The 25,096-nt window shown below is 70.1% G+C and carries 18 protein-coding genes and 1 tRNA gene; 7 read left to right on the top strand and 12 right to left on the bottom strand.

Going from position 1 to position 25,096, the window contains the following annotated elements; all coding sequences use genetic code 11:
* Positions 1–87 precede the first annotated feature (87 nt).
* A complete protein-coding gene (locus ACFVH0_RS10990; protein WP_385819272.1) occupies positions 88–1,899 on the bottom strand; it encodes a bifunctional metallophosphatase/5'-nucleotidase in 1,812 nt (603 codons plus the stop codon).
* Positions 1,900–2,115: 216 nt separating this feature from the next.
* On the opposite strand from ACFVH0_RS10990, the gene ACFVH0_RS10985 reads away from it, so the two are divergent.
* Positions 2,116–2,814: an SIMPL domain-containing protein gene (locus ACFVH0_RS10985; protein WP_385819271.1), complete on the top strand. Its 699-nt coding sequence runs from the start codon at positions 2,116–2,118 to the stop codon at positions 2,812–2,814.
* Between the two features lie 125 nt (positions 2,815–2,939).
* Positions 2,940–4,373, top strand: a complete 1,434-nt coding sequence (pyk, locus tag ACFVH0_RS10980; protein WP_385819270.1) for a pyruvate kinase — start codon at positions 2,940–2,942, stop codon at positions 4,371–4,373.
* A gap of 163 nt (positions 4,374–4,536) precedes the next feature.
* Here the strand turns inward: pyk and ACFVH0_RS10975 are convergent.
* A tRNA-Leu gene (locus ACFVH0_RS10975) sits at positions 4,537–4,611 on the bottom strand.
* 99 nt (positions 4,612–4,710) lie between these two features.
* Between ACFVH0_RS10975 and ACFVH0_RS10970 the strand changes: the two genes are divergently transcribed.
* Positions 4,711–5,361 (top strand): ANTAR domain-containing response regulator, encoded by a 651-nt coding sequence (locus ACFVH0_RS10970; protein WP_124718259.1) that lies wholly within the window; start codon positions 4,711–4,713, stop codon positions 5,359–5,361.
* 74 nt (positions 5,362–5,435) lie between these two features.
* Here ACFVH0_RS10970 and ACFVH0_RS10965 read toward each other — a convergent pair whose 3' ends face one another.
* The 7 genes from ACFVH0_RS10965 to ACFVH0_RS10935 form a co-directional block, all read right to left on the bottom strand.
* Positions 5,436–6,152 (bottom strand): ABC transporter ATP-binding protein, encoded by a 717-nt coding sequence (locus ACFVH0_RS10965; protein WP_385819269.1) that lies wholly within the window; start codon positions 6,150–6,152, stop codon positions 5,436–5,438.
* Positions 6,149–7,030 carry an ABC transporter ATP-binding protein gene (locus ACFVH0_RS10960; RefSeq protein WP_385819348.1) on the bottom strand — a complete coding sequence of 294 codons (882 nt, stop codon included), beginning with the start codon at positions 7,028–7,030 and terminating at the stop codon, positions 6,149–6,151. The genes ACFVH0_RS10965 and ACFVH0_RS10960 overlap by 4 nt, the downstream gene beginning before the upstream one ends.
* 5 nt (positions 7,031–7,035) lie before the next feature.
* Complete coding sequence (locus ACFVH0_RS10955) at positions 7,036–8,826, bottom strand: branched-chain amino acid ABC transporter permease (protein WP_385819268.1); 1,791 nt, start codon at positions 8,824–8,826, stop codon at positions 7,036–7,038.
* Positions 8,827–8,831: 5 nt separating this feature from the next.
* Complete coding sequence (locus ACFVH0_RS10950) at positions 8,832–9,761, bottom strand: branched-chain amino acid ABC transporter permease (RefSeq protein ID WP_124718262.1); 930 nt, start codon at positions 9,759–9,761, stop codon at positions 8,832–8,834.
* Positions 9,762–9,861: 100 nt separating this feature from the next.
* Positions 9,862–11,079 carry a branched-chain amino acid ABC transporter substrate-binding protein gene (locus ACFVH0_RS10945; RefSeq protein WP_385819347.1) on the bottom strand — a complete coding sequence of 406 codons (1,218 nt, stop codon included), beginning with the start codon at positions 11,077–11,079 and terminating at the stop codon, positions 9,862–9,864.
* Positions 11,080–11,725: 646 nt separating this feature from the next.
* Positions 11,726–12,196: a PaaI family thioesterase gene (locus ACFVH0_RS10940; protein ID WP_385819267.1), complete on the bottom strand. Its 471-nt coding sequence runs from the start codon at positions 12,194–12,196 to the stop codon at positions 11,726–11,728.
* Between the two features lie 112 nt (positions 12,197–12,308).
* Positions 12,309–14,585, bottom strand: a complete 2,277-nt coding sequence (locus ACFVH0_RS10935; protein WP_385819266.1) for an FdhF/YdeP family oxidoreductase — start codon at positions 14,583–14,585, stop codon at positions 12,309–12,311.
* Positions 14,586–14,743: 158 nt separating this feature from the next.
* Here ACFVH0_RS10935 and polA point away from each other — a divergent pair, with 158 nt between their 5' ends.
* Entirely contained in the window at positions 14,744–17,455 is a 2,712-nt protein-coding gene (gene polA / locus ACFVH0_RS10930) for a DNA polymerase I (protein WP_385819265.1), read from the top strand.
* 85 nt (positions 17,456–17,540) lie between these two features.
* Here polA and ACFVH0_RS10925 read toward each other — a convergent pair whose 3' ends face one another.
* Positions 17,541–18,371, bottom strand: a complete 831-nt coding sequence (locus tag ACFVH0_RS10925) for a DUF4184 family protein (protein WP_385819264.1) — start codon at positions 18,369–18,371, stop codon at positions 17,541–17,543.
* 186 nt (positions 18,372–18,557) lie between these two features.
* On the opposite strand from ACFVH0_RS10925, the gene ACFVH0_RS10920 reads away from it, so the two are divergent.
* From ACFVH0_RS10920 to ACFVH0_RS10910, 3 genes are all read left to right on the top strand, one after another.
* Positions 18,558–20,303, top strand: coding sequence for a lytic murein transglycosylase (locus ACFVH0_RS10920; RefSeq protein ID WP_385819263.1), 1,746 nt, complete (start codon positions 18,558–18,560; stop codon positions 20,301–20,303).
* Positions 20,304–20,444: 141 nt separating this feature from the next.
* Entirely contained in the window at positions 20,445–20,582 is a 138-nt protein-coding gene (locus ACFVH0_RS10915; protein ID WP_266916575.1) for an SPW_0924 family protein, read from the top strand.
* Between the two features lie 56 nt (positions 20,583–20,638).
* Entirely contained in the window at positions 20,639–21,628 is a 990-nt protein-coding gene (locus ACFVH0_RS10910; RefSeq protein WP_385819262.1) for a DUF3068 domain-containing protein, read from the top strand.
* Positions 21,629–21,679: 51 nt separating this feature from the next.
* Here the strand turns inward: ACFVH0_RS10910 and hrpB are convergent, their stop codons facing one another.
* Both hrpB and ACFVH0_RS10900 read right to left on the bottom strand, forming a co-directional pair.
* Positions 21,680–24,175: an ATP-dependent helicase HrpB gene (gene hrpB / locus ACFVH0_RS10905; protein WP_385819261.1), complete on the bottom strand. Its 2,496-nt coding sequence runs from the start codon at positions 24,173–24,175 to the stop codon at positions 21,680–21,682.
* Between the two features lie 61 nt (positions 24,176–24,236).
* Entirely contained in the window at positions 24,237–25,061 is an 825-nt protein-coding gene (locus ACFVH0_RS10900) for a class I SAM-dependent methyltransferase (RefSeq protein ID WP_385819260.1), read from the bottom strand.
* Positions 25,062–25,096: the final 35 nt, after the last annotated feature.

Below are 25,096 nucleotides of genomic sequence, written 5' to 3'. Positions count from 1 at the left end.
CTCCCGAAGGAGAAGACGGCCGCCCACCGGGAGAAGCGCTGGGGCCTCTCGTTCGGATCATGCCGGGATCGATCCGGACGGAAGACCTCAGAACACCGGCGTACCCTCACGCGTCAGCCGCCAGTCCACCGACGCGAACTGCGCACCGTCCACCGAACCCTTCGCCTGCACCCAGGCGATGATCGTGTTGCGGATCTCCTCCGAATTCGCCCACAGCTGCTTGGCGCCCGCGACATGCGGGAAGTTCCCGCCGCCACTGGCCCGGTAGTTGTTCACCGCCAGCACGAATTCCGCCGCCGGGTCGATCGGCTTGCCCTCGAACGAGAGATTCACGATCCGCGAGCCGTTCGGCTTCGCGATGTCGATCTCGTACGTCAGCCCCGACACCGCGTCGTAGTTGTAGTCCGGAGTGTTGTCCGCGTTCGTCAGCTTCGCGGTGTCCACCGGCGCACCCGCCGGGGTCTGCACGTAGTACCGCGCCGAGAACTCCAGGTAGTCCTTCAGCTGGGCACCGGTCAGCAGCCGCGCCTCAAGCGTGTTCTCGAACGGGTACAGACCCGCCGCATCCTTGATCGTCACATTCCCGGCCGGGATCTGCGCCGTGCGCGAGAAGCACGACGCCTGGGACAGCACCGGAAGCGCCGCGTACGCGCCGCCGGCCAGCGCCGCCTTCACCGTCTCCGCCTGGACCACATTGATCAGATCGATGATCGGCTCGTCCTTCCAGGCCGCCTCCGCCGTCGTCATCGCCGCCGTCGATGTACCGATGACCTGGTTGACGTACGCCACGACCTTCTTGTGCTCGTCCGCCAGCAGCCGGGTGATCTTCGGGTCCTCGGCCACGGTGTTGGAGTTCAGCACCTGCGAACCCGCCTTCTCCACCACCCAGCGGCCCTTCTCCCACACCAGGTCGAAGTCGAACAGCGTCAGCCGCTGCCCCCACTTCAGGGGCTCCGAGAGCACCACCTTCTTGCCGGTCTGCTTGTTCTCCACGAAGTGCTCGGGAATCTCCAGGTGCGCGTGCCCGACGAGAATGGCGTCGATCCCCGGAACCTGCTCGGCCACCAGACCGGCCGCGTTCTCGACGTACGGGATCTGGTCACCGTACGACGACGTCCCGCTGTTGCCCGAGTGCGCCGAGACGATCACCACGTCCGCGCCCATCGAACGAAGCCGCGGCACGAACTTCGCCGCCTGCTCCTCCAGCCCCGGGAACACCATCTTCCCGCCGACATTCGCCTTGTCCCAGATGGCGATCCCCGGGTTGGTCAGCCCCAGGATCGCGACCTTCACATCCGGGCCGTGCGGGGTACGCATCCGCTTGATGACGTACGGGGCGAACGCCGGCCGCAGGGTCTTCGCGTCCAGCGCGTTCGCACCGAGCAGCGGGAAGTCGCACTGCTCCTCGAACTTCCGAAGCACCGGGATGCCGTAGTTGAACTCGTGGTTGCCGAGCGCCGCGGCGTCGTATCCGATCGCGTTCATCGCCTGAGCCATCGGATGCACCGGGCCGCGCTTCGCCGTGATCGGGTCGATCTTGGCGTAGTAGTACGACAACTGGGTGCCCTGGATGGTGTCACCGGCGTCGATCATCAACGTGTTGCGACGGCCCTTCTCCCGGCGCACCTGGTCCACCAGGGTCGAGATCTTCGCCAGGCCGACATCGTTGTGCGCCTTGTCGTCGAACTCCTTGTCGGTGAAGTAGTCCCAGTTGAAGACGTTCCCGTGCAGATCGGTGGTGCCCATCACCGTGAACGAGTACCGCTTCGGCGGACGCCCGTGACCGTGCCCATGGCCGTGACCGTGCGCCGAGGCGGGCGCCGCGGAGGCACCCGCGATCGCCACACCCGCACCGGCGGCCGCCGATGTGCCCAGGAACGTCCTACGGTTCAGCGGCATTTCGTCTCCCACATCTCAGTTCTCACGCAGCTCGGTTCTCGCGCTGTTCGGATCTCACGCTGTTCGGATCACGTACGGCCGGGAGCCCGGACAGCCGGTACACCCGCCGTGCACAACGCGCGTAGATTCTGACTCAGGAGCCGCACCACGCAACACCCCTTGCGGGTTTCGATCTGGTGACCAGCCGCTGTCGGACCCGGGTGCGACAGTGGACCCATGACCGACACCCCACCGTCCTACGGCACCCCCGAACACCCCCGCGTCGCCGTCCGGGGCGATGCCCGCCTCCAGGTCGAGCCCGAGACCGCCCGCATCACCATCACCGTCACCGCTCGCGGCAAGGACCGCCGCAACGCCCTCGAAGACCTCACCCGCCGCAACAACCACGTACTGGAACTCGCGCGCTCCTACGGGCCGGCCATGGAGAAACTCGAAACCGGCGCATTCTCCATCACGCCCGAACTCACCCCGCAGAGCCGCAACGAGAAGATCCGCGCGTACCACGGCCGGGTCCACATCACCGCGGTCCTCAATGACTTCACCGCGCTGGGGGAATTCACCACCCGGGTCGCCGACCTCGAAATGACCCGGGTCAACGGCCCCTGGTGGGGACTGCGCCCCGACTCGCCCGCCCACGCGGACGCCCGCCGCCAGGCCGTCCGGGAAGCCGTCCAGCGCGCCCGAGAGTACGCCGACGCCCTCGGTGCCCAGCTCACCGCACTCGTCGAGCTCGCCGACCTCGGCGCGGAGAACACCGCCCCGCCCGTCCCGGCCGCACCCGGAGCGATGCGCGGCAGGGCCGCCTTCGGGGGCGCGGCACCCGAGGACGCCCCGGCGCTCGACCTCGAACCACAACGCCAGACGGTCTACGCCCAGGTCAACGCCCGCTTCATCATGTCACCGCCAAAACTGTAAAGGGAATGCTCATCCGAGCACCCCGGCGCACAATTCAACACTTGTCAATAACCCTTCATCCAAAGGTCGTTGGGCGGTCATGGCACGCTGAATAACTACCCGTAGGTAAGGTCTAGGGTCGAACCATGCGCCGAGCAAAAATCGTTTGTACCCTGGGCCCCGCCGTCGACACATACGACCAGATCAAGGCATTGGTCGAAGCGGGAATGGACATCGCCCGCCTCAATCTCAGCCACGGCACCTACGCCGAACACGAAGAGCGGTACCACCGCGTGCGCAAGGCAGCCGACGAGGCCGGACGCAGTGTCGGCATCCTCGCCGACCTTCAAGGCCCGAAGATCCGTCTCGGATGCTTCCGGGAGGGCCCCGTACTCCTTGAACGCGGCGACAGCTTCACCATCACCGTCGAACCCGTCGAGGGCGACCGTCACACCTGCGGCACCACCTACGACGGTCTCGCCGATGACGTCACCCCCGGCGAACGCATCCTCGTCGACGACGGCCGCGTCACCCTCGAAGTCACCGAGGTGGACGGCCCCCGCGTTGGCACCACGGTCATCGAGGGCGGCATGGTCTCCGACCACAAGGGGCTCAACCTCCCCGGCGTCGCCGTCTCCGTCCCCGCGCTCTCCGAGAAGGACATCGAGGACCTCCGCTGGGCCCTGCGCACCGGCGCCGACATCATCGCCCTCTCCTTCGTGCGCAGCGGGCGCGACATCGAGGACGTCCACCGCATCATGGACGAGGAGGGCCGGCGTCTCCCCGTCATCGCCAAGGTGGAGAAGCCCCAGGCCGTCGAGAACATCGACGGCATCGTCGCCGCCTTCGACGGCATCATGGTCGCCCGCGGTGACCTCGGCGTCGAAATGCCCCTGGAGCAGGTGCCGATCGTCCAGAAGCGCGCGATCAAACTCGCCAAGCGCAACGCCAAGCCGGTCATCGTCGCCACGCAGATGCTCGACTCGATGATCGACAACTCCCGCCCCACCCGCGCCGAGGCCTCCGACGTGGCCAACGCCGTCATCGACGGCACGGACGCCGTGATGCTCTCCGGCGAGACCAGTGTGGGCAAGTACCCCGTGGAAACGGTCCGCACGATGTCCCGCATCGTCGAGGCGGCCGAGGAGGACATCCTCACCAAGGGCCTTCCGCCCCTGACCGACCGCAACAAGCCCCGCACCCAGGGCGGCGCGGTGGCCCGCGCGGCGGCCGAGATGGGCGACTTCCTGGGTGCGAAGTTCCTGGTCGCCTTCACCCAGAGCGGCGACACGGTCAGGCGTCTGTCCCGCTACCGCTCGCCCATCCCGCTCCTGGCCTTCACCCCGGACCCGGCCACCCGCTCCCAACTGAACCTGACCTGGGGCGTCGAGACCTTCCTCGGTCCGCACGTGGAGTCGACGGACGCGATGGTCGCCCAGGTCGACGAGGAACTGCTGAAGATCGGCCGCTGCGAGAAGGGCGATGTCGTGGTGATCACGGCCGGCTCCCCGCCGGGTGTCCCGGGCTCGACGAACCTGGTGCGGGTGCATCACATCGGTGAGGACGACAGCCCCGCATAGGCCGGTCGTCAGTGCTTCGGCCCGACGTGGGCGTCCATGGGAACGACGGACGCCCGTCGGGCGACGGAGCCCGGTGAACGAGGTGCGGGCGGCGGGGTCCTCGGGACCTCCCGGAAGGCTGAAGCCCTACCGTTTCCTTGCCGCCTTGGAATCGAAGGAAAAGTACCCCGAGTCGGACTCGAACCGACACTGTATGGGTTTTGAATCCATTGTCTCTAACCAATTGGACTACCGGGGCTCGCTGAATCGTAGGTTTCCCTCGACCCGCTGCCCGACCACCTTACCGCAGCTGGGTAGGCTCTTGGCAGCAGTACCCCTGCCTTGATCAAGGAGCCCCGTGACCACGCCCGAGTCGCCCCAGCCCGCCGCCGACGACGACAAGTCGCACGTTCCGCCGCTGACGACCCGCGTCGTCATCGCGGAGGACGAGGCGCTCATCCGTCTCGACCTCAAAGAGATGCTGGAGGAAGAGGGGTACGCGGTCGTCGGCGAGGCCGGGGACGGTCAGCGGGCCGTCGAGCTGGCCCGGGAGCACCGGCCCGATCTGGTGATCCTCGACGTGAAGATGCCGGTTCTGGACGGGATCTCCGCCGCGGAGAAGATCGCCGAGGAGTCCATCGCGCCGGTGCTGATGCTCACCGCGTTCTCGCAGCGCGACCTCGTCGAGCGGGCCCGGGACGCCGGGGCGATGGCGTATCTCGTGAAGCCGTTCAGCAAGAGCGACGTGGTGCCGGCCATCGAGATGGCGGTGTCGCGGTTCGCGGAGCTGAAGGCGCTGGAGACCGAGGTCGCGGACCTCGCGCAGCGGCTGGAGACGCGGAAGCTGGTCGACCGGGCGAAGAGCATTCTGCAGACGGACTACGGGCTCTCCGAGCCGGCCGCGTTCCGGTGGATCCAGAAGACGTCGATGGACCGGCGGCTTTCGATGCAGCAGCTGGCCGAGGCACTGATCGAGGACGCCGAGGAGAAGAAGAAGGCGGCCGAGTAGCCGTCCCGGCCCGCCCGTTCATGGGAGAAGGCCCGCGTTCCGGAGGTCCGGAGCGCGGGCCTTCTCCCATGGGGTCAGTCCTCGCCGAGGTACGCCTTGCGGACGGACTCGTCGTGCAGGAGGTCCGGGCCGGTGCCGGAGAGGACGATCTTGCCGACCTCCATGACGTGGCCCTGGTCCGCGAGGGAGAGCGCCGCCTGGGCGTTCTGCTCCACGAGCAGGATGGTGGTGCCCTGGGCCTTCAGCTCGACGATGGTCTCCATGATCTTCTGCATCATGATCGGGGAGAGACCCATCGAGGGCTCGTCGAGCATCAGGAGCTTGGGCCGGCACATGAGGGCCCTGCCCATGGCGAGCATCTGCTGCTCGCCGCCCGAGAGCGTTCCGGCGGCCTGCTTCCGGCGTTCCCCGAGGATGGGGAAGAGGCCGTAGGCGCGCTGGATGTCCTTCTCGATGCCTGCCTTGTCGCTGCGGAGGTAGGCGCCGAGCTGGAGATTCTCGGTGATGGTCAGCCGGGGGAAGATGTGGCGTCCCTCGGGGGAGTGCGCGAGGCCCAGGGAGACGACCTTGTGGGCCGGGACGTCGGTGAGCGGCTTGCCGTCGAAGACGATGCGGCCGCCGACCGGCTTGAGCAGGCCGGAGAGGGTGCGCAGGGTGGTGGTCTTGCCCGCACCGTTGGTGCCGATGAGGGTGACGACCTGGCCGGCCTCGACGGTGAAGGAGATGCCCTTGACGGCTTCGATCTTGCCGTAGGCGACGCGGAGGTCCTCGACCTCCAGAAGTGCGGTCATCGGGTGTCCTCCTCCTCGGTGCTGGTGGTGGCTGTTTTCGCGGCGTCCGCTTCGGCGGCCTCGACCTCGGCGGCCTCCTCGGCGCCCGGGGCGCCTTCGAAGGGGGTGCCGAGGTAGGCGGCGACCACGCGTTCGTCGCTCTGGACGACGTCGGGGGTGCCCTCGACGAGCTTCTCGCCCTGGACGAGGACGGCGACGCGGTCGCAGAGGTTGAAGATGAACCGCATGTCGTGCTCGATGACGAGGACGGCGATGCCCTGGTCACGGATGGCGAAGATGAGCTCCTCGGTGACCCGGGTCTCCTGCGGGTTCATTCCCGCGGTGGGCTCGTCCAGGAGCAGCAGCCCGGGGTCGCTGGCCAGCGCGCGGGCGATCTCCAGCTTGCGCTGGTCTCCGTAGGGGAGGTTGCGCGCGAGATGGTCGGCCTTGTCCGCCAGACCGATGAACTCCAGGAGTTCCATGGCCCGTTCGCGGCTGGCCTGCTCGGCCCTGGTGAAGCCGGGAAGGCGCAGGAGGGCGGACCAGAGGCCCTCCTTGGTCCTGGTGTGGCGTCCGACGAGAACGTTCTCCAGGACGGTCATGTTGGCGAAGAGCCGGATGTTCTGGAAGGTACGGGCGATGCCTGCCTGGGTCACGAGGTGGGGCTTGGGCGGCAGGACGGCGCCCTTGTAGCTGACCTTGCCCTCGGTGGGGACGTACAGGCCGGTGAGGCAGTTGAAGAAGGTGGTCTTGCCGGCACCGTTGGGGCCGATGAGGCCGACGATCTCGCCCGCGTTGACGGTGAGGTCGACATTGCGCACGGCGGTGAGGCCGCCGAAGCGCATGGTCACGCCGCTGGCGTCGAGGACGGTGGTGGCGGTCTTCGTGGTGGTGGTCATGGTGGTCACGCCCCCGCCTTGGCGATGCCGGCGGCGGTCTCTTCGGACTGTCGCGGTTCGGGTACGTCGGGCTGGTCGTTCTCGTGGAATTCGAGCTGCTTCCGGCGGTCGGCGACCAGTCCTTCGGGCCGCAGACGCATCAGGAGGATGAGCGCGATGCCGAAGAGGAAGAGCTGGTAGTCCTGCATGAACTGGAGCTTCGCCGGGATGAGATAGAGCAGTGCGGCGCCGACCAGGGGTCCGCTGAGCGTCCCCATGCCGCCGAGGATGACGGCGGCGAGGAGGAAGGCGGAGTTGGGCGGCACGGAGCCGGCGAACTGGTACTGCTCGGGCGTCACGGTGTAGTTGACGTGCGCCTGGACGGTTCCGGCGAGCCCGGCGAGGGTGGCGCCGAGGGCGAAGGCGAGCAGCTTGAGCCGGAAGGCGTTGATGCCCATGGCGGTGGCCGCGGTCTCGTCCTCGCGGATGGCGACCCAGGCACGGCCGATGCGGGATTCCCCGGAGCGGCGGAAGACGAGCACGACGACGGCGGTGAAGACGAGCATCAGCAGGTAGTAGTTGGCGGACCTGCCGAGGTCGAAGCCGAGGACGTTGTGCTTGAGCCCGAAGTCGAACCCGAAGAAGTTGAGGTCGGGGATGCTGGGGATGCCCTGGGAGCCGTTGGTGAGGTCGGGTCCGCTGTTGCCGTTGAGGTTGTTCACGGTGAGGCGGAAGATCTCACCGAAGCCGAGCGTGACGATGGCGAGGTAGTCGCCGCGCAGCCGCAGGGTGGGTGCGCCGATCAGGACGCCGAAGACGAGTGATGCTCCGGCGCCGGTGAGGACGGCGGCCCAGAAGGGGAATTCGACTCCGATGGCCGACATGGTGGAGCCGGAGACCAGGGCGGCGGCGTAGGCGCCGACGCCGAGGAAGGCCACGTATCCGAGGTCGAGCAGGCCGGCGAGGCCGACGACGACGTTGAGGCCGAGTGCCACCGTGCCGAAGATGAGGATGTTGGCGCCGATGAGCGCGTACTCCTCCTTCTGCTGGGTGAAGGGGAAGCAGACGGCCGCGACGAGGGCGGCGGCGAGTGTGATGTTGCGGTGCTTCGTGGTCAGCGCGGTGAGGCGGGAGACGAGCCCGGCCCGGTGGAGCGCGGTGAAGGCGAAGCCGACGGTGATGAGGAAGCCGATGAAGAGTTCGGTGTAGTCGGTGTCGATGCCGTAGGCGAAGACATAGAGACCGATGCCGAACGCGGCGACGATGATGAGGATCTCGGCCCAGGAGGGGAGCGCCTTGGCGCGGGGGGCCTGGGGGGCGCCGAGGCTGTTGCGGAAGCGCTGCCAGGCGGTGGTCCCGGTCCCGTCGAGCGGCTGGTCGCCGGGGAGGCCGAGCGCGGTGACGGCGGCGATGAGCGCGCCGATGCCGCTGACCCAGGCGCCGGGCTCCAGGTTGACGATGCCGCCGAGGTCGTAGGCGATGGCACCGATGGTGTAGCCGGTGGTGCCGAGGGTGCCCAGGGCCAGGAGGCGGACGGGGCTGTTGGTGCCGCCGGGGGTGAGCCAGCCCAGGCCCCGGACGCCGTACCCCGACAGCGTGAGGAGCAGGGTGAGTGCGGCGCCGATGAGGGTGAGGACCTGGAGGCCGCCGGGGTAGCCGGTGACGGTGAGGTCGCCGGGGAACTCGTCGGTCCAGGTCCAGGCGAGGAAGGTGCCGGCCAGTGCGACGACGGAGCCGACGACGGTGCCGATGCGGGCCGCGGCGGCGGGGACCGGCAGGAACGCGGGGCCGGGTGCGGTGGTGTGGTTGGTGGTCATCCGTATCACGCCCGATCCGCGACGCGTTCGCCGAGCAGACCCTGGGGACGGAGCAGCAGGACGATGATGAGGAGGACGAAGGCCCACACGTCCTTCCAGGCGCCGCCGCCGAAGAGATCCATGCCGGGCACGTTGCTCATGTAACCGGTGGCGAGGGATTCGGCGATGCCCAGTACGACGCCGCCGAGCATGGCCCCGTAGATGTTGCCGATACCGCCGAGCACGGCTGCGGTGAAGGCCTTGAGGCCCATGATGAAGCCCATTTTGAAGCCGATCTGGCCGTTCTTGAGCCCGTAGGCGACGGCGGCGACGGCGGCGAACGCGGCACCGATGGCGAAGGCCATGACGATGATGCGGTCGGTGTTGATGCCCATGAGCTTGGCGGTGTCGGGGTCCTGGCTGGTGGCCTGCATGCCGCGCCCGGAGCGGGTCTTGGAGACGAAGAGCCCGAGGGCGAGCATGCAGATGGGTGCCGTGATCAGGACGAACAGGTCACCGCGCTGGATGTGGGCGCCGAAGATGTCGATCGCTTCGCCCTTGAACTGGGGGAAGGAACGGTCCTTCTTGGCGTCCGGGTACCACTTCCAGATGGCCTGCTGGAGCGCGAGCGAGAGTCCGATCGCGGTGATCAGCGGGGCCAGTCGTGGGGCGGTGCGCAGAGGCCGGTACGCGAAGCGTTCGGCGGCCGTGCTGACGGCGACGGAGCATATGACGCCGCCGATGATCATGAGAGGGATGATCGCGAGGAGGGAGACACCGGCCGGCATCCAGAGGTACACGGTGAGAGCTCCGAAGCCTCCGATCATGAAGATCTCGCCGTGGGCGAAGTTGATGAGCTGGATGATTCCGTAGACCATCGTGTAGCCGATCGCGATGAGACCGTACATCGCGCCGAGGATGAGTCCATTGGCCAGCTGTTGCGGCAGTTCGTTCACCGCAGGGCCTCCGTGGAGTGGTTCGGATATGGCACCGCGCGGGGGCGCTGGTAGCGCTCCCGCGCGGTCTGGTGTGGGTCAGGCGTGGCCCGGGAGCTTGTTACGGCTTGTAGGCCTCGCTGAGCTTGGAGGTCCACTTGCCGCCGTCGACCTGGTAGGCGGTCATCATGGTGTTGGTGGTGTCGCCGTACTCGTCGAAGGAGACGGGGCCGGTGACGCCGTCGAACTTGACCTTGGCCATGGCCGCCAGGACCTTGGTGCGGGCGTCGTCGCCGCTGGGGAGCTTGCCGCCGTTCTCGGCGACGACGATCTTGACGGCCTCGATGATCGACCAGGTGGCGTCGTAGGTGCCGCCGCCGTAGGCCTCGTAGGCGTCCTTGTATCCGGCGGTCTTGTAGTCCGCGATGAACTTCTTGGCCGAGTCGAGCTCCTCGACGGGCTTGCCGACCGAGGTGGCGATGTCGCCCTGGGCCTTCTTGTTCAGCTTGATGAAGTCGGCGCTGTACATGCCGTCGCCGCCCATGAGCGGGATCTGGACGCTGTCCTTGAGCTGCTGGCTCAGGGGCGCGCCGGCCGGGTACTCGCCGCCGTAGTAGACGGCCTTGGCACCGGACTTCTTGACCTTGGTGACGACGGCGTTGAAGTCACGGTCGTCGGGGTTGACGTGGTCGGAGCCGACGATCTTGCCGCCGAGGGTGGTGAAGGTGTTCTTGAACGACGCGGCGAGACCGGCGCCGTAGGGCTTCTGGTCGTCGATGAGGTAGACCTGCTTGATCTTCGCGTTGTTGTAGAGGTACTTCGCCGCGAAGGCGCCCTGGATCTGGTCCGTGGTGGCGGTACGGAAGTAGGTCTTGAAGGGGCGCTTCTTGTCGCCGGTCTTCCAGTTCTCGCCCTGGGTGAGCTCCGTGCCGGTGTTGGCGGGGGAGACCTGGGTGAGGCTGGCGTCGTTGAGCGGCTTCTGCATCGACTGGGAGACGCCGGAGTTCAGCGGGCCGACGACGCCGACGACGGATTCGTCGTCGATGAACTTCTGGGCGTTCTGCTGGCCCACGGAGGGCTGCGCCTGGTCGTCGAGGGGCTTGACCTCGAACTTGATGCCCGGGACGGTCTTTTCCTTGTTGGCCGTCTGGGCGGCGAGGTCGGCGGAGTTCTTGATGCCGAGGCCGAGGGCGGACAGGTCGCCGGTGATCGGCGCGTCGACGCCGATGACGACGGTCTGGGTGCCGCCGCCGTCGCTGCTCTTCTTGCTGTCGTCGCGCGACCCGCAGGCGGTGAGGGTGAGTGCTCCGGTCGTGAGCACGGTGGTGAGTATGAGCAAAGAACGGTGTCGCACGAAAGGTCCTTTCCCTGGCGCGGCCTCCTCTGCTTGAGGTGCCGTGACGTTCGCCGGGCCGTACTGGGTGGTACAGGGCCGTGCTGCAGACGCGCCCGGCGGCGCGGTGACTGGCGGTGACTCTAAGCGCAGGTGTGGGGGTCCGGGATGGGTCCGCCGCAGGATGTGACTGTCTTGTTATGCCGTTGAGGAAGGCTTGAGGTGGCTGTGCGGACATGTACGGCTTTTTACCGGACCGTGAAGTGACCGCATTCTGAGAACACGCAGCTCTGCTAAGGGGCTTGAGCCGATCATGCTGCTGTCGCGCGAGGTGGGAGGGGGTGCGGAACACCCGGGCACGGCGAGGCGCCCGGCGGCTTCGCGGCCGGGCTCGTGGGGTCGCGCGGAGGTGTTCGCGGACCGGGCGCCGATTACGCTGTGTCACATCGGGGCTGATGTGATCGACGCGGTGTGGTGTGTGGGGTGCCGAGTGGGCCACACAACACGGGTTCCGGTCAAGGGAGTTGGCGCATATGGTTGCCAACCGGGGGCGGAGTGAGGGTGGTTGTGCATTGATATGGCACTGCCCGGCCGGATTGTGTACCGGCCGGGCAGTGGTGTCGTGGTGTGTTGTGCGGCGCGTTCCGGGCCGTCAGGCGGCGTCGGGCCGGGAGGCGTCACGGAGCATGCAGGTCAGGCGTGCGGTACAGACCCGCTTGTCCTGTTCGTCGGTGATGACGATCTCGTAGGTGGCGGTGGAGCGGCCGCGGTGTACGGGAGTGGCGACGCCCGTGACGAGTCCGCTGCGCACACTGCGGTGGTGGGTGCAGTTCAGATCGACACCCACGGCGAGCTTGGTGGCGCCGCCGTGGAGCATGGAGCCGACGGAGCCGAGGGTCTCGGCGAGCACGGCGGAGGCGCCGCCGTGCAGCAGTCCGTAGGGCTGGGTGTTGCCCTCGACGGGCATGGTGCCCACGACGCGCTCCGCGGAGGCCTCGACGATGGTGACGCCCATGCGTTCGCCGAGGTGGCCGGCGGAGAAGAGCGCGGGCAGGTCGACGCCGAGGGCGGCGTACTCGTCGATGATCTCCTGGGGGAACTTGGGTGTGGTGTGCTCGCCCATGGGTCCGGCTCCGATCGTCCGCGATGGTTCACTGCTTCATTGCTGTGCGCATCGTTCTTATCAGACGACTGAGCGGACGCTTAGGCCCTGTCCGGCCGGTCGCACGGCCCGGTCATGCGGTGGTGTTCTCGAAGCGGACGACGACGGACTTGCTGGCCGGGGTGTTGCTGGTGTCGGCGGTGGAGCCGAGGGGGACCAGCACATTGGTCTCCGGGTAGTAGGCGGCGGCGCAGCCCCGGGCGGTCGGGTAGTGCACGACACGGAAGCCGGGGGCCCGGCGCTCCACCCCGTCCTTCCATTCACTGACGAGGTCGGTGTACGCCCCGTCGGCCAGGCCGAGGGAGCGGGCGTCGTCGGGGTTGACCAGGACGACGCGGCGGCCGCCCTTGATGCCCCGGTAGCGGTCGTCGAGGCCGTAGATGGTGGTGTTGTACTGGTCGTGGGAGCGCAGGGTCTGCAACAGCAGCCTGCCTTCGGGGAGTTCGGGGTACTCGACGGGGGCGGCGGTGAAATTGGCCCGGCCGGTCGCGGTGGGGAAACGGCGCTCGTCGCGCGGGGCGTGCGGGAGGGTGAAGCCGCCGGGGCGCGCCACACGGGCGTTGAAGTCCTCGAAGCCGGGGACGACGCGGGAGATGCGGTCGCGGATCGTCGCGTAGTCCTTCTCGAACTCCTCCCACGGGGTGCGCGATCCGGGGCCGAGTACGGCACGGGCGAGGCGGGCGACGATGGCGGGCTCGGAGAGCAGATGGGGGCTCGCCGGGGTGAGGTTGCCGCGCGAGGCGTGGACCATGCTCATGGAGTCCTCGACGGTGACGAACTGCTTGCCGCTCGCCTGGACGTCCTTGTCGGTGCGCCCCAGCGTCGGCAGGATCAGCGCGCGGGTGCCGGTCACGGCGTGCGAGCGGTTGAGCTTGGTGGAGACGTGGACGGTGAGGCGGGCGCGGCGCATCGCCGCCTCGGTGACGTCCGTGTCGGGGGTGGCCGCGACGAAGTTGCCGCCCATGGCGAAGAAGACCCTGGCGTCGCCGTCGCGCAGGGCCTGGATGGAGCGGACGACGTCATAGCCGTGATGCCGCGGCGAGGTGATCCCGAACTCCGCGTCGAGGGCGTCCAGGAAGGCGGCGGACGGGCGCTCGAAGATGCCCATGGTGCGGTCGCCCTGCACATTGGAGTGGCCCCGGACGGGGCAGACCCCGGCGCCGGGGCGGCCGATGTTGCCCCTCAGCAGCAGGAAGTTGACTACCTCGCGGATGGTCGGCACGGAGTGCTTGTGCTGGGTGAGGCCCATGGCCCAGCAGACGATGGTGCGCTTCGAGGCGAGGACCATGGCCAGGGCCTCTTCGATGGCCGCGCGGTCGAGGCCGGTGGCGGCGAGGGTCTCTGCCCAGTCGGCCTCGCGGGCGGCGGCGGCGAACTCCTCGTAACCGTGGGTGTGCTCCCGTACGAAGGTCTCGTCGACGGCGCCGTCGGTCTCCAGGATCATTTTGTTGAGGAGCCGGAAGAGGGCCTGGTCGCCGCCGATCCGGATCTGCAGGAAGAGATCGTTGAGCGCGGCGCCCCTGATCATGCCGAGCGGGGTCTGCGGGTTCTTGAACCGCTCCAGGCCGGCCTCGGGGAGCGGATTCACCGAAATGATCTTCGCTCCGGCCGACTTGGCCTTCTCCAGGGCGGAGAGCATCCGGGGGTGGTTCGTGCCGGGGTTCTGCCCGGCGACGATGATCAGGTCCGCCCGGTGGAGGTCCTCCAGGGACACGCTGCCCTTGCCGATGCCGATGGTCTCCGTCAGCGCGGAGCCGGAGGACTCGTGGCACATGTTGGAACAGTCGGGGAGATTGTTGGTGCCGAATTCGCGGGCGAAGAGCTGGAGCAGGAACGCGGCCTCGTTGCTGGTGCGGCCCGAGGTGTAGAAGAGCGCCTCGTCGGGGGAGCCGAGCGCGCGCAGCTCCTCGGCGATGACGGCGAAGGCGCGCTCCCAGGTCACCGCCTCGTACCGTTCGGCGCCCTCGGGGAGGTACATCGGCTGGGTGATCCGGCCCTGCTGGCCCAGCCAGTACCCGCTGCGGGTGGCGAGGTCGGCGACCGGGTGCGCGGCGAAGAAGTCGGGGGTGACCCGGCGCAGCGTCGCCTCCTCGGCGACGGCCTTGGCGCCGTTCTCGCAGAATTCCGCCGTGTGCCGCTTGTCGCCCTCGGGCCAGGCGCAGCCGGGGCAGTCGAAGCCGTTCTTCTGGTTGACCTTGAAGAGGGTCTGCGCGGTGCGTCGCACGCCCATCTGCTGCTGGGCGATGAGCAGGCTGTGGGCGACGGCGGGCAGCCCGGCGGCGGCGTGCTGGGCCGGCTCGACCTGCGGCGCGTCCTGAACCGGGTCACCCGTGGGCGGTTTGGTGGCCATTGCTTGCTCCCCTTCGGGCCGGCGGCGGACCTGGGCGGTGTGCTGTGCGCATCGGTGCTGTCCGTGTTCCTCCTACGATCCTGTCACGCGGCACGGACAGGGCGGGCGGAGAGCCGGGTCGGTCGGGAATGTCAGTGGTCCGTGGCAGGATCGGGGGCGTGGCTGAGACGGCATCGAAGAAGACGGCAGACAACCGACCGCGCCTGCTCCTGATGGACGGGCACTCCCTGGCGTACCGGGCGTTCTTTGCGCTGCCTGCGGAGAATTTCACGACAGGGTCGGGGCAGCCGACGAACGCGGTGTACGGCTTCGCGTCGATGCTCGCGAACACCCTGCGTGACGAGGCGCCGACGCATTTCGCGGTGGCGTTCGACGTCTCCCGCAAGACCTGGCGCTCCCAGGAGTTCCCGGAGTACAAGGCGAACCGCTCGAAGACCCCGGACGAGTTCAAGGGGCAGGTCGAGCTGATCGGCGAGCTGCTGGACGCGATGCACGCGGACCGCTTCGCGGTCGACGGCTTCGAGGCGGACGACGTCATCGCCACGCTGGCCACACAGGCCGAGGCGGCCGGCTTCGAGGTGCTGATCGTCACCGGTGACCGGGATTCCTTCCAGCTGATCACGGACAACATCACCGTGCTGTACCCGACGAAGGGCGTCTCGGAGCTGACGCGCTTCACCCCGGCGAAGGTCGAGGAGAAGTACGGGCTCACGCCGCAGCAGTACCCGGACTTCGCGGCGCTGCGCGGCGACCCGTCGGACAACCTCCCGGGCATCCCCGGTGTCGGTGAGAAGACCGCCGCGAAGTGGATCAACCAGTTCGGCTCCTTCGCCGAGCTGGTCGAGCGGGCCGAGGAGGTCAAGGGCAAGGCGGGCCAGAATTTCCGGGACCACCTGGACGCGGTGCGGCTGAACCGCAGGCTGACCGAGATGGTCCGCGACGTGGAGCTGCCGAAGACCCCGCAGGACCTGGAGCGCGCCCCGTACGACCGCACGGCGGTGACCGGCGTGCTGGACGTCCTGGAGATCCGCAACCCTAGCCTGCGCGAGCGGCTGCTGGCCGTCGACCCGGGCGCGGCCGAGGACGAGGCCCCGGCACCCGCCGCGGGCATCGAGCTGGACGGTGCGGTGCTGGGCGCGGGCGAGCTCGCGCCGTGGCTCGCCGAGCACGGCGGGCAGCCGCTCGGCGTGGCCACCGTCGACACCTGGGCGCTGGGCAGCGGCGCGGTCACCGAGGTCGCGCTGGCCGCGGCGGACGGCGCGGCGGCCTGGTTCGACCCGGCCGCGGTCGACGAGGGCGACGAGCAGGCGTTCGCCGCGTGGATCTCCGACCCGGACCGGCCCAAGGTCATGCACAACGCCAAGAGCGCCATGCGGGTCTTCCCCGAGCACGGCTGGCAGGTCGAGGGCGTCACGATGGACACCGCGCTGGCCGCCTATCTGGTCAAGCCCGGCCGTCGTTCCTTCGCGCTGGACGCGCTGGCGGTGGAGTACCTGGGCCGAGAGCTGGCCCCGGCCGCGGCCTCCGACGGGCAGCTGGCCTTCGGCGCGGACGACCAGGCCGAGGCCGAGTCCCTGATGGCACAGGCCCGCGCGGTCCTGGACCTGGGCGACGCGTTCACCACGCGGCTGGCGGAGGTCGGCGCGGCCGAGCTGCTGCACGACATGGAGCTGCCGACGTCCGCGCTGCTGGCCCGCCTGGAGCGGCACGGAATCGCCGCCGACCGGGCCCATCTGGAAGGCATGGAGCAGCAGTTCGCCGGTGCGGTGCAGCAGGCGGTGAAGGAGGCGCACGCCGCGGTCGGCCGCGAGTTCAACCTCGGTTCGCCCAAGCAGCTCCAGGAAGTCCTCTTCGGTGAGCTGGGCCTGCCGAAGACGAAGAAGACGAAGACCGGGTACACCACGGACGCGGACGCGCTGGCCTGGCTCGCCGCGCAGACCGAGCACGAGCTGCCGGTGATCATGCTGCGCCACCGCGAGCAGGCCAAGCTGCGGGTCACGGTCGAGGGCCTGGTCAAGACGATCGCGGCGGACGGCCGGATCCACACCACGTTCAACCAGACCGTGGCGGCGACGGGCCGGCTCTCCTCCACCGACCCCAACCTGCAGAACATCCCGGTCCGTACGGACGAGGGCCGGGCCATCCGCCGCGGCTTCGTCGTCGGCGAGGGCTTCGAGACGCTGATGACCGCCGACTACAGCCAGATCGAGCTGCGGGTGATGGCACACCTCTCCGAGGACGAGGGCCTGATCGAGGCGTTCACCTCCGGCGAGGACCTGCACACCACGGTCGCCTCCCAGGTCTTCGGCGTCGACAAGTCGGCCGTCGACCCCGAGATGCGCCGCAAGATCAAGGCCATGAGCTACGGACTCGCGTACGGGCTCTCCGCGTTCGGCCTCTCCCAGCAGCTGAACATCGAGGCCGGCGAGGCGCGCGGCCTGATGGACACCTACTTCGAGCGGTTCGGCGGAGTGCGCGACTATCTGCACCGGGTGGTGGAGGAGGCCCGGGCCACGGGCTACACGGAGACCGTCTTCGGCCGCCGCCGCTACCTCCCCGACCTCAACAGCGACAACCGCCAGCGCCGCGAGATGGCCGAGCGGATGGCGCTCAACGCACCGATCCAGGGCACCGCGGCGGACATCGTCAAGGTCGCCATGCTCCAGGTCGACCGGGCGCTGACCGAGGCGAAGCTGAAGTCCCGGATGCTGCTCCAGGTCCATGACGAAATCGTGCTGGAGATCGCCGAGGGCGAGCGGGAGCGGGTCGAGGAGATCCTGCGCCACGAGATGTCCACGGCCGTGCAGTTGCGCGCTCCGCTGGACGTCTCGGTGGGCGTCGGCACGGACTGGGAGTCCGCGGCGCACTGACCTCGCGACGGCGCCGGGCGGGCCGGGGGCGCGATGCCCTTGAGTCCGTCCGGCGCCCCGGCGCCCCGGCGCCGGGGCGGGCCTCCTACATGCGCCCGGCGGCCACGGGTGCGGCCGGGCGCGGGCGGCGCGTCCGCAGTCGCATCCACGCCCCGTACAGCACCAGGCCCACCGCCAGCCCCGCCCCGGCGCCGAAGCACGCGGTCGGGATGATGTCGAGCGGGGTGTCGATGTGCCCGAAGTACGCGTACCAGCGCGCGCACCGGTGGACGACGCCGAGCAGTACGCAGACGCTCAGCAGCACTCCCGCCACCCACCGGCCCCGCCGGTCCAGCACCGGCACCGACGGCGGGACCGGGCGCGCCCCCGTCCCACGCAGCCCCGAAGCCGTGAACCAGGCGAGCACGGCCAGGGCCACCGCCGAACTGCCGTACTGCACCAGCTGGAACACCGGGAACCCGCCGACGCTCCAGTCGAGCACCGGCACCAGGCGCACACCCCACCGGTCGTGATGGGTGAACGCGTCCCAGACGACATGGGTGGCGGCCCCGATCACCGCCGACACCACGAACCCACCCACCTCCCGGACGCCCAGGGCCCCGCGCCGGCCCCGTACGAACGCGTGGACGCGCCCCTGCCAACCCGCCGGCAGCAGCGCCACCAGCGGTTCGCGCAGCAGCAGCCACAACGCCACCACGGCGGTGGTGATCAGCACATCCACGGTGAACACGCCCCACACCGAGTGGGTGACCTGCCCGAACTCCATGGCACCGGGAACCGCGGTGTCCGCGTAGTACGTCATGTCGGGGGCGAACGAACCAGCGACCAGGGCCGAGGCGAACAGCGGTCCACGCGCCGTCCCGTCCCGCCGCATCCCCGGCAGTACGGCGGCGGCATGACTGAGTGTGAACGGCATGGCGGCAAGTATGCGCGAGCCGTGTGAGCCACCCTGACCACCGCCGTACAACTTGCCGTCGGGAACGTGAAAAACAGGTAAGAAACGGTCAGTGAGCAGTGTCCCGGCGGCACAAGTTGCCGTAGGGTCGCCTGAGTCCTGTCGCTGGGGAGCGCGGACTGTCGTCGAAGGGGAGGGGCCAGAGGTATGGCAGCGCAATTCGGTCGCCGGCTTCGCAAGGGGGCGACCACCACCGCTGTGGCCGCCGTCGCCGTGGCGGCGCTCTCCGCCTCGGGGGCCCCGGGCACCACGCTGGTCACCGGGAGCGACGACCCGCAGGCCACCGGGTCGACACCTCCGCCCGACGACAGCGCAGCCACCGGCAACTCGCCCTACTACACGGACCTGCCGCCACTGAACACCCCCAACAAGCCGGGCACGTCCACGAATCTGCCTGTCACCGGCAGCGCGGAATCCGGCATCCCGGCCTCGATCCTGGCGGCGTACAAGAAGGCCGAGCAGACCGTCGCCGGCAGCGACGCCGCCTGCCGGCTGCCCTGGCAGCTGCTCGCCGCGATCGGCAAGGTCGAGTCCGGCCAGGCCCGCGGCGGCAGGGTCGACGCGAACGGCACCACGTTCTCGCCGATCCTCGGCCCGGTCCTGGACGGCCGGGGCTTCGCCATGATCAAGGACACCGACAACGGGGCGTACGACGGGGATCCGACCCATGACCGCGCCGTCGGCCCGATGCAGTTCATCCCGTCCACCTGGGCGACCTGGGGCCAGGACGGCAACGGCGACGGCCGCAAGGACCCCAACAACATCTACGACGCGGCGCTCGCCGCCGGCCGCTACCTCTGCGCCGGCTCCCGCGACCTGTCCCTCGCCGGGGACCTCGACCGGGCGGTCCTGAGCTACAACCACTCGGACGCCTATCTGCGTACCGTCCGCTCGTGGTTCGACTACTACAAGCGCGGCACCCACGAGATCCCCGACGGAACCGGCACCGTCCCGCCCGGCCTCGGCGGCGGTACGGACCGCGACCTCGGCGGCCCGAGCCCGTCGCCCTCGCCGTCCGGGCCCGGCAAGCCGTCTCCCGGACCCTCGAAGCCCGGCGGCGGGTCGACCGAGCCGACCCCGGAGCCGACGCCCCCCACCAAGCCGGCCGAGACCCTCGCGGGCGTGGAGAACGCCGGTACCGGCCCGCTGACGGCCACCGCGGGCGACGCCTTCGCCGAGCGGATCAAGGTCCGGGCCAAGAACAAACTCGGCGGCCCGCTCGCCGAGGTGTCCGTGACCTTCACCGTCGCCGGTGACACCGAAGCCGCCTTCGACGGCGGGAAGAAGGCGGTCACCCTCCTGACCGGCGCCGACGGCACGGTCACCGCCCCGGTCCTGAAGGCGGGCGAAAAGGCCGGGAAGTTCACGGTGCGGGCCGTCGCCACCGGCCGCTCGCTGCCCGCCGTCGCCTACAGCGCGACCGTCACCGGCCGCCCGGCCGACAAGATCGCCAGGATTGACGACAAGGCACTGACCACGGAGGCCGGCACCGAGTTCGCCGACGCCGTCGAGGTCAAGGCCACCTACAAGGGCGCGATCGCGGCGGGTGTCGCCGTCACCGCAACCATGATCACCGACGACGTGAAGCCGGTCGAGAACGACAAGGGCCCCTACTTCAAGGACGAGGACGCCGACGGCAAGACGGTCCGTACCCTCACGGACCTGAAGACCGGCGCCGACGGCACCCTGAAGCTGCCCAAGATCTACGCCGACGGCATCGCGGGCACCTACAAGCTGCGCCTCACCACCGAGGGCGGTGCCGTCCTCGTCATCGAGCTGAAGGTCGAGGCCGCCGGGGCCACCGGGACGCCCGATCCCTCGGGGACACCCGAGCCCTCCGCGACGCCCGAGCCGTCCAGGACGCCCGAGCCCTCCGGGACGCCCACCGCCTGACCGCTCCACCGCACGTCGGAACAGCCCCTTTGCCACCACCCGGCAGAGGGGCTGTTCCACGTGTTCTCATCTCGCGCCCGCGTTGCTACGGTGCCCCAACCCTGACGCCCCATCAGATCCATACTCTCCGGGAGGACCGGCATGCGTGCTCTCGTCGCCGCCGCCATCGGGCTCGCCGCAGCCCTCGCGCTCGTCTTCACCATCACGGCGATCGGCGCCCCGCCCGGAGAGACCTCGCCCGAACCCCTGCTGACCACCGTCCCGGGCCCCAAGAACTAGTGCCCAGATCCGGCACTGACCACCGGAAGCAACCGAAGCCGAGGGAGGGCACCCACATGCGCCGCCGAGCCAGCCTCGTACTCCTGGCATTCGCCGTCTTCTTCGCCGCCATGTCGCCACTGCTGCGCTGGTACGCCTTTCCCAGGCTGGCGAAGATCCCGCCCAGCCAGTACCAGGAGACGGTGCTGGAGGCGAAGCCCGCCACTCTCCTCGACTACAACGACAACATGAAGGTGAAGACGGTCCCCAGGGTCACCATCGTGCAGACCCTCAAGGGGAACGTCGAGGAGTCCGAGAAGATCGAACGCAGCGCCGGCCGCGATGTCGTCGTCTGGGACGCCCTCAGCTACGTGGCCGGGCCGGACGGCAAGATGGTCTCCGAGATCCCCGAGCGCTACATCTTCGACGCCCACAGCCAGGCCCCCGTCCACGCCACCGGCGAAATGGTCGACGGCGACCCGGTCAGGCGCGAGGGCATCGAGTTCAAGTGGCCCTTCCTCACCCAGAAGCGCGACTACGAGTACTTCGACGCCCAGACCCGCACCAGCTCGCCCATCCACTACAAGGGCAACCGCACCTTCCACGGCATGGACGTCTACTACTTCGAGCAGACCATCCCGTGGACCAAGGTCCCGATGCCGAAGAAGATGCCGATCAAGGGCGTCACCCCGGAACAGATCGCGAAGACGGGCATGACCCGCTGGTACACCACCAAGCGGATGTTCTGGGTGGACCCGGTCACCGGAGCGCCGGTCAACGGCGAGGAGATCCACAAGGAGGAGCTGCGCAACGCCCGGAAGATGGGGATGCCGCAGGACACCATGACCGTGTTCGCCGGGCACGTGAAGATGCGCCCGGACTACGTCGAATCGATCGTCGACCTGGTCAAGTCCCAGCGCCTGCTGGTCCTGCTCCTCACCTCGTACCTGCCGTGGGGCTTCCTGGTCCTCGGCATCGGACTGCTCGCCCTCGCCCTGTGGCTGGAGGCCCGCTCCCGACGGCCGGACGCGGCCCCTGACCCCGTCGTTACCCCCGCTCCCGCTTGAGCCGCGTTCTGGAGGGCCCGGCGGCAGGCAGCGCGGCGCAGCCCGCGCCGCCTACCGCCGGGCCCTCTTGGTGAACCGGGTCGCCTCCACCGTCGTCGGATCCTCCGGCCACGGGTGCTTCGGATAGCGGCCGCGCAGCTCCGCCCGTACGGCGCGGTAGCCGTCCTGCCAGAACGACGCCAGATCGGCGGTGACGGCGGCGGGGCGGCCGGCGGGTGAGAGGAGATGGACCAGGACCGGCACCCCGGCCACCCTCGGGGTCTCCCGCAGACCGAACAGCTCCTGGAGCTTCACCGCGAGCACGGGCTGCGCCCCGCCGTACTCCACCCTGATCCGGGAACCGCTCGGCACCTCGATCCGCTCCGGCGCCAGCTCGTCCAGCCGCGCCGCCTCACCGGTCGCCCACGGCAGCAGCCGCCGCAACGCCTGCCCCGCGTCGATCCGTGCCAGATCGGAGCGCCGCCGGGCACGCGACAGCTCTGGCTCCAGCCATTGCTCGGTACGTTCCAGCAGCACACCCTCCGACACGTCAGGCCAGGGCTCGCCCAGCTCACGGCGCAGGAACGCGAGCCGCTCCCGAAGCTGCCCGGTCTCCCGCGTCCAGCGCAGCAGCCCGAGCCCCTCGCGCCGCAGCCCCTCGACCAGCGCCTCGCGCACCAGCCCGGGCTCCGGCTGTTTCAACGGGCGCACCGACAGCTCGACGGCACCCAGCCGCTCCACCCGGCGGGCCACCACATCACCACCGGACCAGCGGACCTCCTCACCCGCGAACCGCAGATGCCCGGCGGCCGCCCGCGCCGTGCCCTCGTCGATGACGGCCGCGAGCCGCACCCGCGCGGACGCCGAGTGCGCGGGCCGGTCGGCCACCGCGACCGCCAGCCACGGCGCGCTGCGCAGCCCCGAACCGTCCCGCGGCTCCGCACCCGTCCCCGACGCCATCAGGAACGCCCCCTCGCCCCGGGCCCGCGCCACCCGCTCCGGGAACGCCAGCGCGGCCACCAGACCCACCGCCGCGTCGTCCGGCCCGGAACCCCCGCCCGCGTCCGCGACGAAGGAGGACAGCCGCCGCACCTCCTGCCGCCACCGCCCCGCGTACCCGTCGCCGCCCCGCCGCGCGGCGCGCAACGCGGCCGCCAGATCGTCCCCGTACTCCCGGGGCGGCTCCTCGCTCAGCAGCGCCACCACCTCGGCCGCCCGCCGGCCGCCCACCTCGGCGGCCCCGTCCAGCAGCGCCCGCGCCAGCCGGGGATGCAGGCCCAGCCGCGACATCCGGCTGCCCCGGTCGGTCACCCGCCCCTCCGCGTCCACCGCACCGACCGCCGTCAGCACCTCGCGCGCCGCGCTCATCGCACCAGGGGGCGGCGGGTCGAGCAGCGCCAGCCCCGACGCGTCCGGATCGCCCCAGCACGCCGCCTGCAACGCGAACGCCGCCAGGTCCGCGACCTTGATCTCCGGGGACGGGAACCGGGCGAGCCTGCCGTCCTCCGCCTGCGCCCAGCACCGGTACACCGCCCCGGGCGCCTCCCGCCCGGCCCGGCCCGCCCGCTGTCGCCCCGCCGCCTGCGAGGCCCGCACCGTCGTCAGCGCGCTCAGCCCCCGGGCATGATCGGTACGCGGTTCCCTGGCCAGCCCCGAGTCCACCACCACCCGCACCCCGGGCACCGTGAGGGACGACTCCGCCACCGAGGTCGCCAGTACCACCCGCCGCCCCTCGCCGGACGACCCGGCGAGCACCGCGTCCTGCACCGCCGCCGGAGCCCGCCCGTGCACCTGGAGCACCTCGGCGGCCACGCCGGCCAACTGCCCGGCCACCCGCCCGATCTCGCCGACACCCGGCAGAAAACACAACACGTCGCCGTCCCGCTCCGCGAGCGCCCGGCGCACCGTCGCGGCGACATGCGTCAGCAGCGCCGGATCGACCCGCATCCCGTGCGGCGGCCGCACCGGAGCGGCGGGCGGCGCCCAGACCACCTCCACCGGATGCGAGACACCCTCCGCCTCGACCACCGGGGCATCGCCCAGCAGCCGCGCCCAGCCCTGCGCGTCCGTCGTCGCGGACGCGGCGACCAGCCGCAGATCGGGCCGGATCGCCTCCCGCACGTCGAGCAGGAACGCGGCGACCGTGTCCGCGTCCAGATGCCGCTCGTGGCACTCGTCGATGATCACCGCATCGACCCCGGTCAGCTCCTGGTCGCGCTGCAGCCGCTGGAGCAGCACACCGGTGGTCACCACCTCCACCACCGTGTCGCGCCCCACCACCCGCTCCCCGCGGACCGTGAACCCCACCCGGCCGCCGGCCCGCTCCCCGATGAGCCACGCCATCCGCCGCGCCGCCGCCCGCGCCGCGATCCGCCGCGGTTCCGCGACCACCACCCGGCGCACCGGACCGCCGTCGGCCAGACCGGCCAGGACCAGCGGTACGAGGGTGGTCTTGCCGGTGCCGGGCGGCGCGCACAGCACCGCGACACCGCGGTCGTCGAGCGCCCGCTCCAGGGCGGGCACAGCGGTGCGGACGGGCAACTGGTCCAGGGCGTCGGTACGGATCACGCCCCCAGTCTCGTACGACCCGCCCCCGTGCCGGGCCGCCGGTGCCGCCCGCCCGGTCCCGTCAGTCCCGTTCGCAGACGAAGATCGCCGTGCCGGGGATCAGGTTTCCGCGCAAGGGGGACCAGCCGCCCCACTCCTGGTGGTTCCAGGCCGGCCACTCCGGTTCGACGAGGTCGACCAGCCGGAAGCCGCCGGCCACCACGTCCCGCACCCGGTCGCCGAGCGTCCGGTGGTGCTCGACGTACACGGCGTCGCCCCGCTCGTCCTGCTCGACATAGGCAGTGCGGTCGAAGTAGGAGGCCGCGACCGACAGGCCCTCGGGCCCCGGCTCGTCCGGGAACGCCCAGCGCACCGGATGCGTCACCGAGAAGACCCAGCGGCCCCCGGGCCGCAGCACCCGGCGCACCTCGCGGAACACCTGCACGGGGTCGGCGACGAACGGCACCGCGCCGTAGGCGGAGCACGCCAGGTCGAAGGAGCCGTCCCGGAACGGCAGCACCCCGGCGTCCGCCTCGACCAGCCGGAGCGCCGGCGCATCGCCGCCGTCGATCCGCAGCGCGTGCTGCAACTGCCGGTGCGAGAGGTCCAGCGCCACCGGACGGGCCCCCTGCGCGGCGAGCCAGCGCGAGCACTGCGCGGCGCCCGCACCGATCTCCAGGACGTCCCGGCCCCGCAGCGACCCGGCGGGGCCCAGCAGACCGGCCTCCGCCTCGTCGAGGCCCTCCGGGCCCCAGACGAAACGGTCGTCGCCGAGGAAGGCGCCGTGGTCGCTCTGGTACTCGTCGGCGTTCCGGTCCCACCAGCCGCGACTGGCCCGGCTGCTCTCGGCCTCCGACGCGTCGCGGCGGGTCGCTTCGGGTTCGGCCGGGTAGATCTCTTGGCTCATCGTGTCCGTCGTTGTAGTTTGCCTTCACCCCGCCG

Origin of the sequence: Streptomyces sp. NPDC127117 (assembly GCF_042677325.1) — a bacterium.
Taxonomy (GTDB): domain Bacteria; phylum Actinomycetota; class Actinomycetes; order Streptomycetales; family Streptomycetaceae; genus Streptomyces.
Note: the sequence above shows the minus strand (reverse complement) of the source record. Positions and strands in the feature narration are given on the sequence as shown.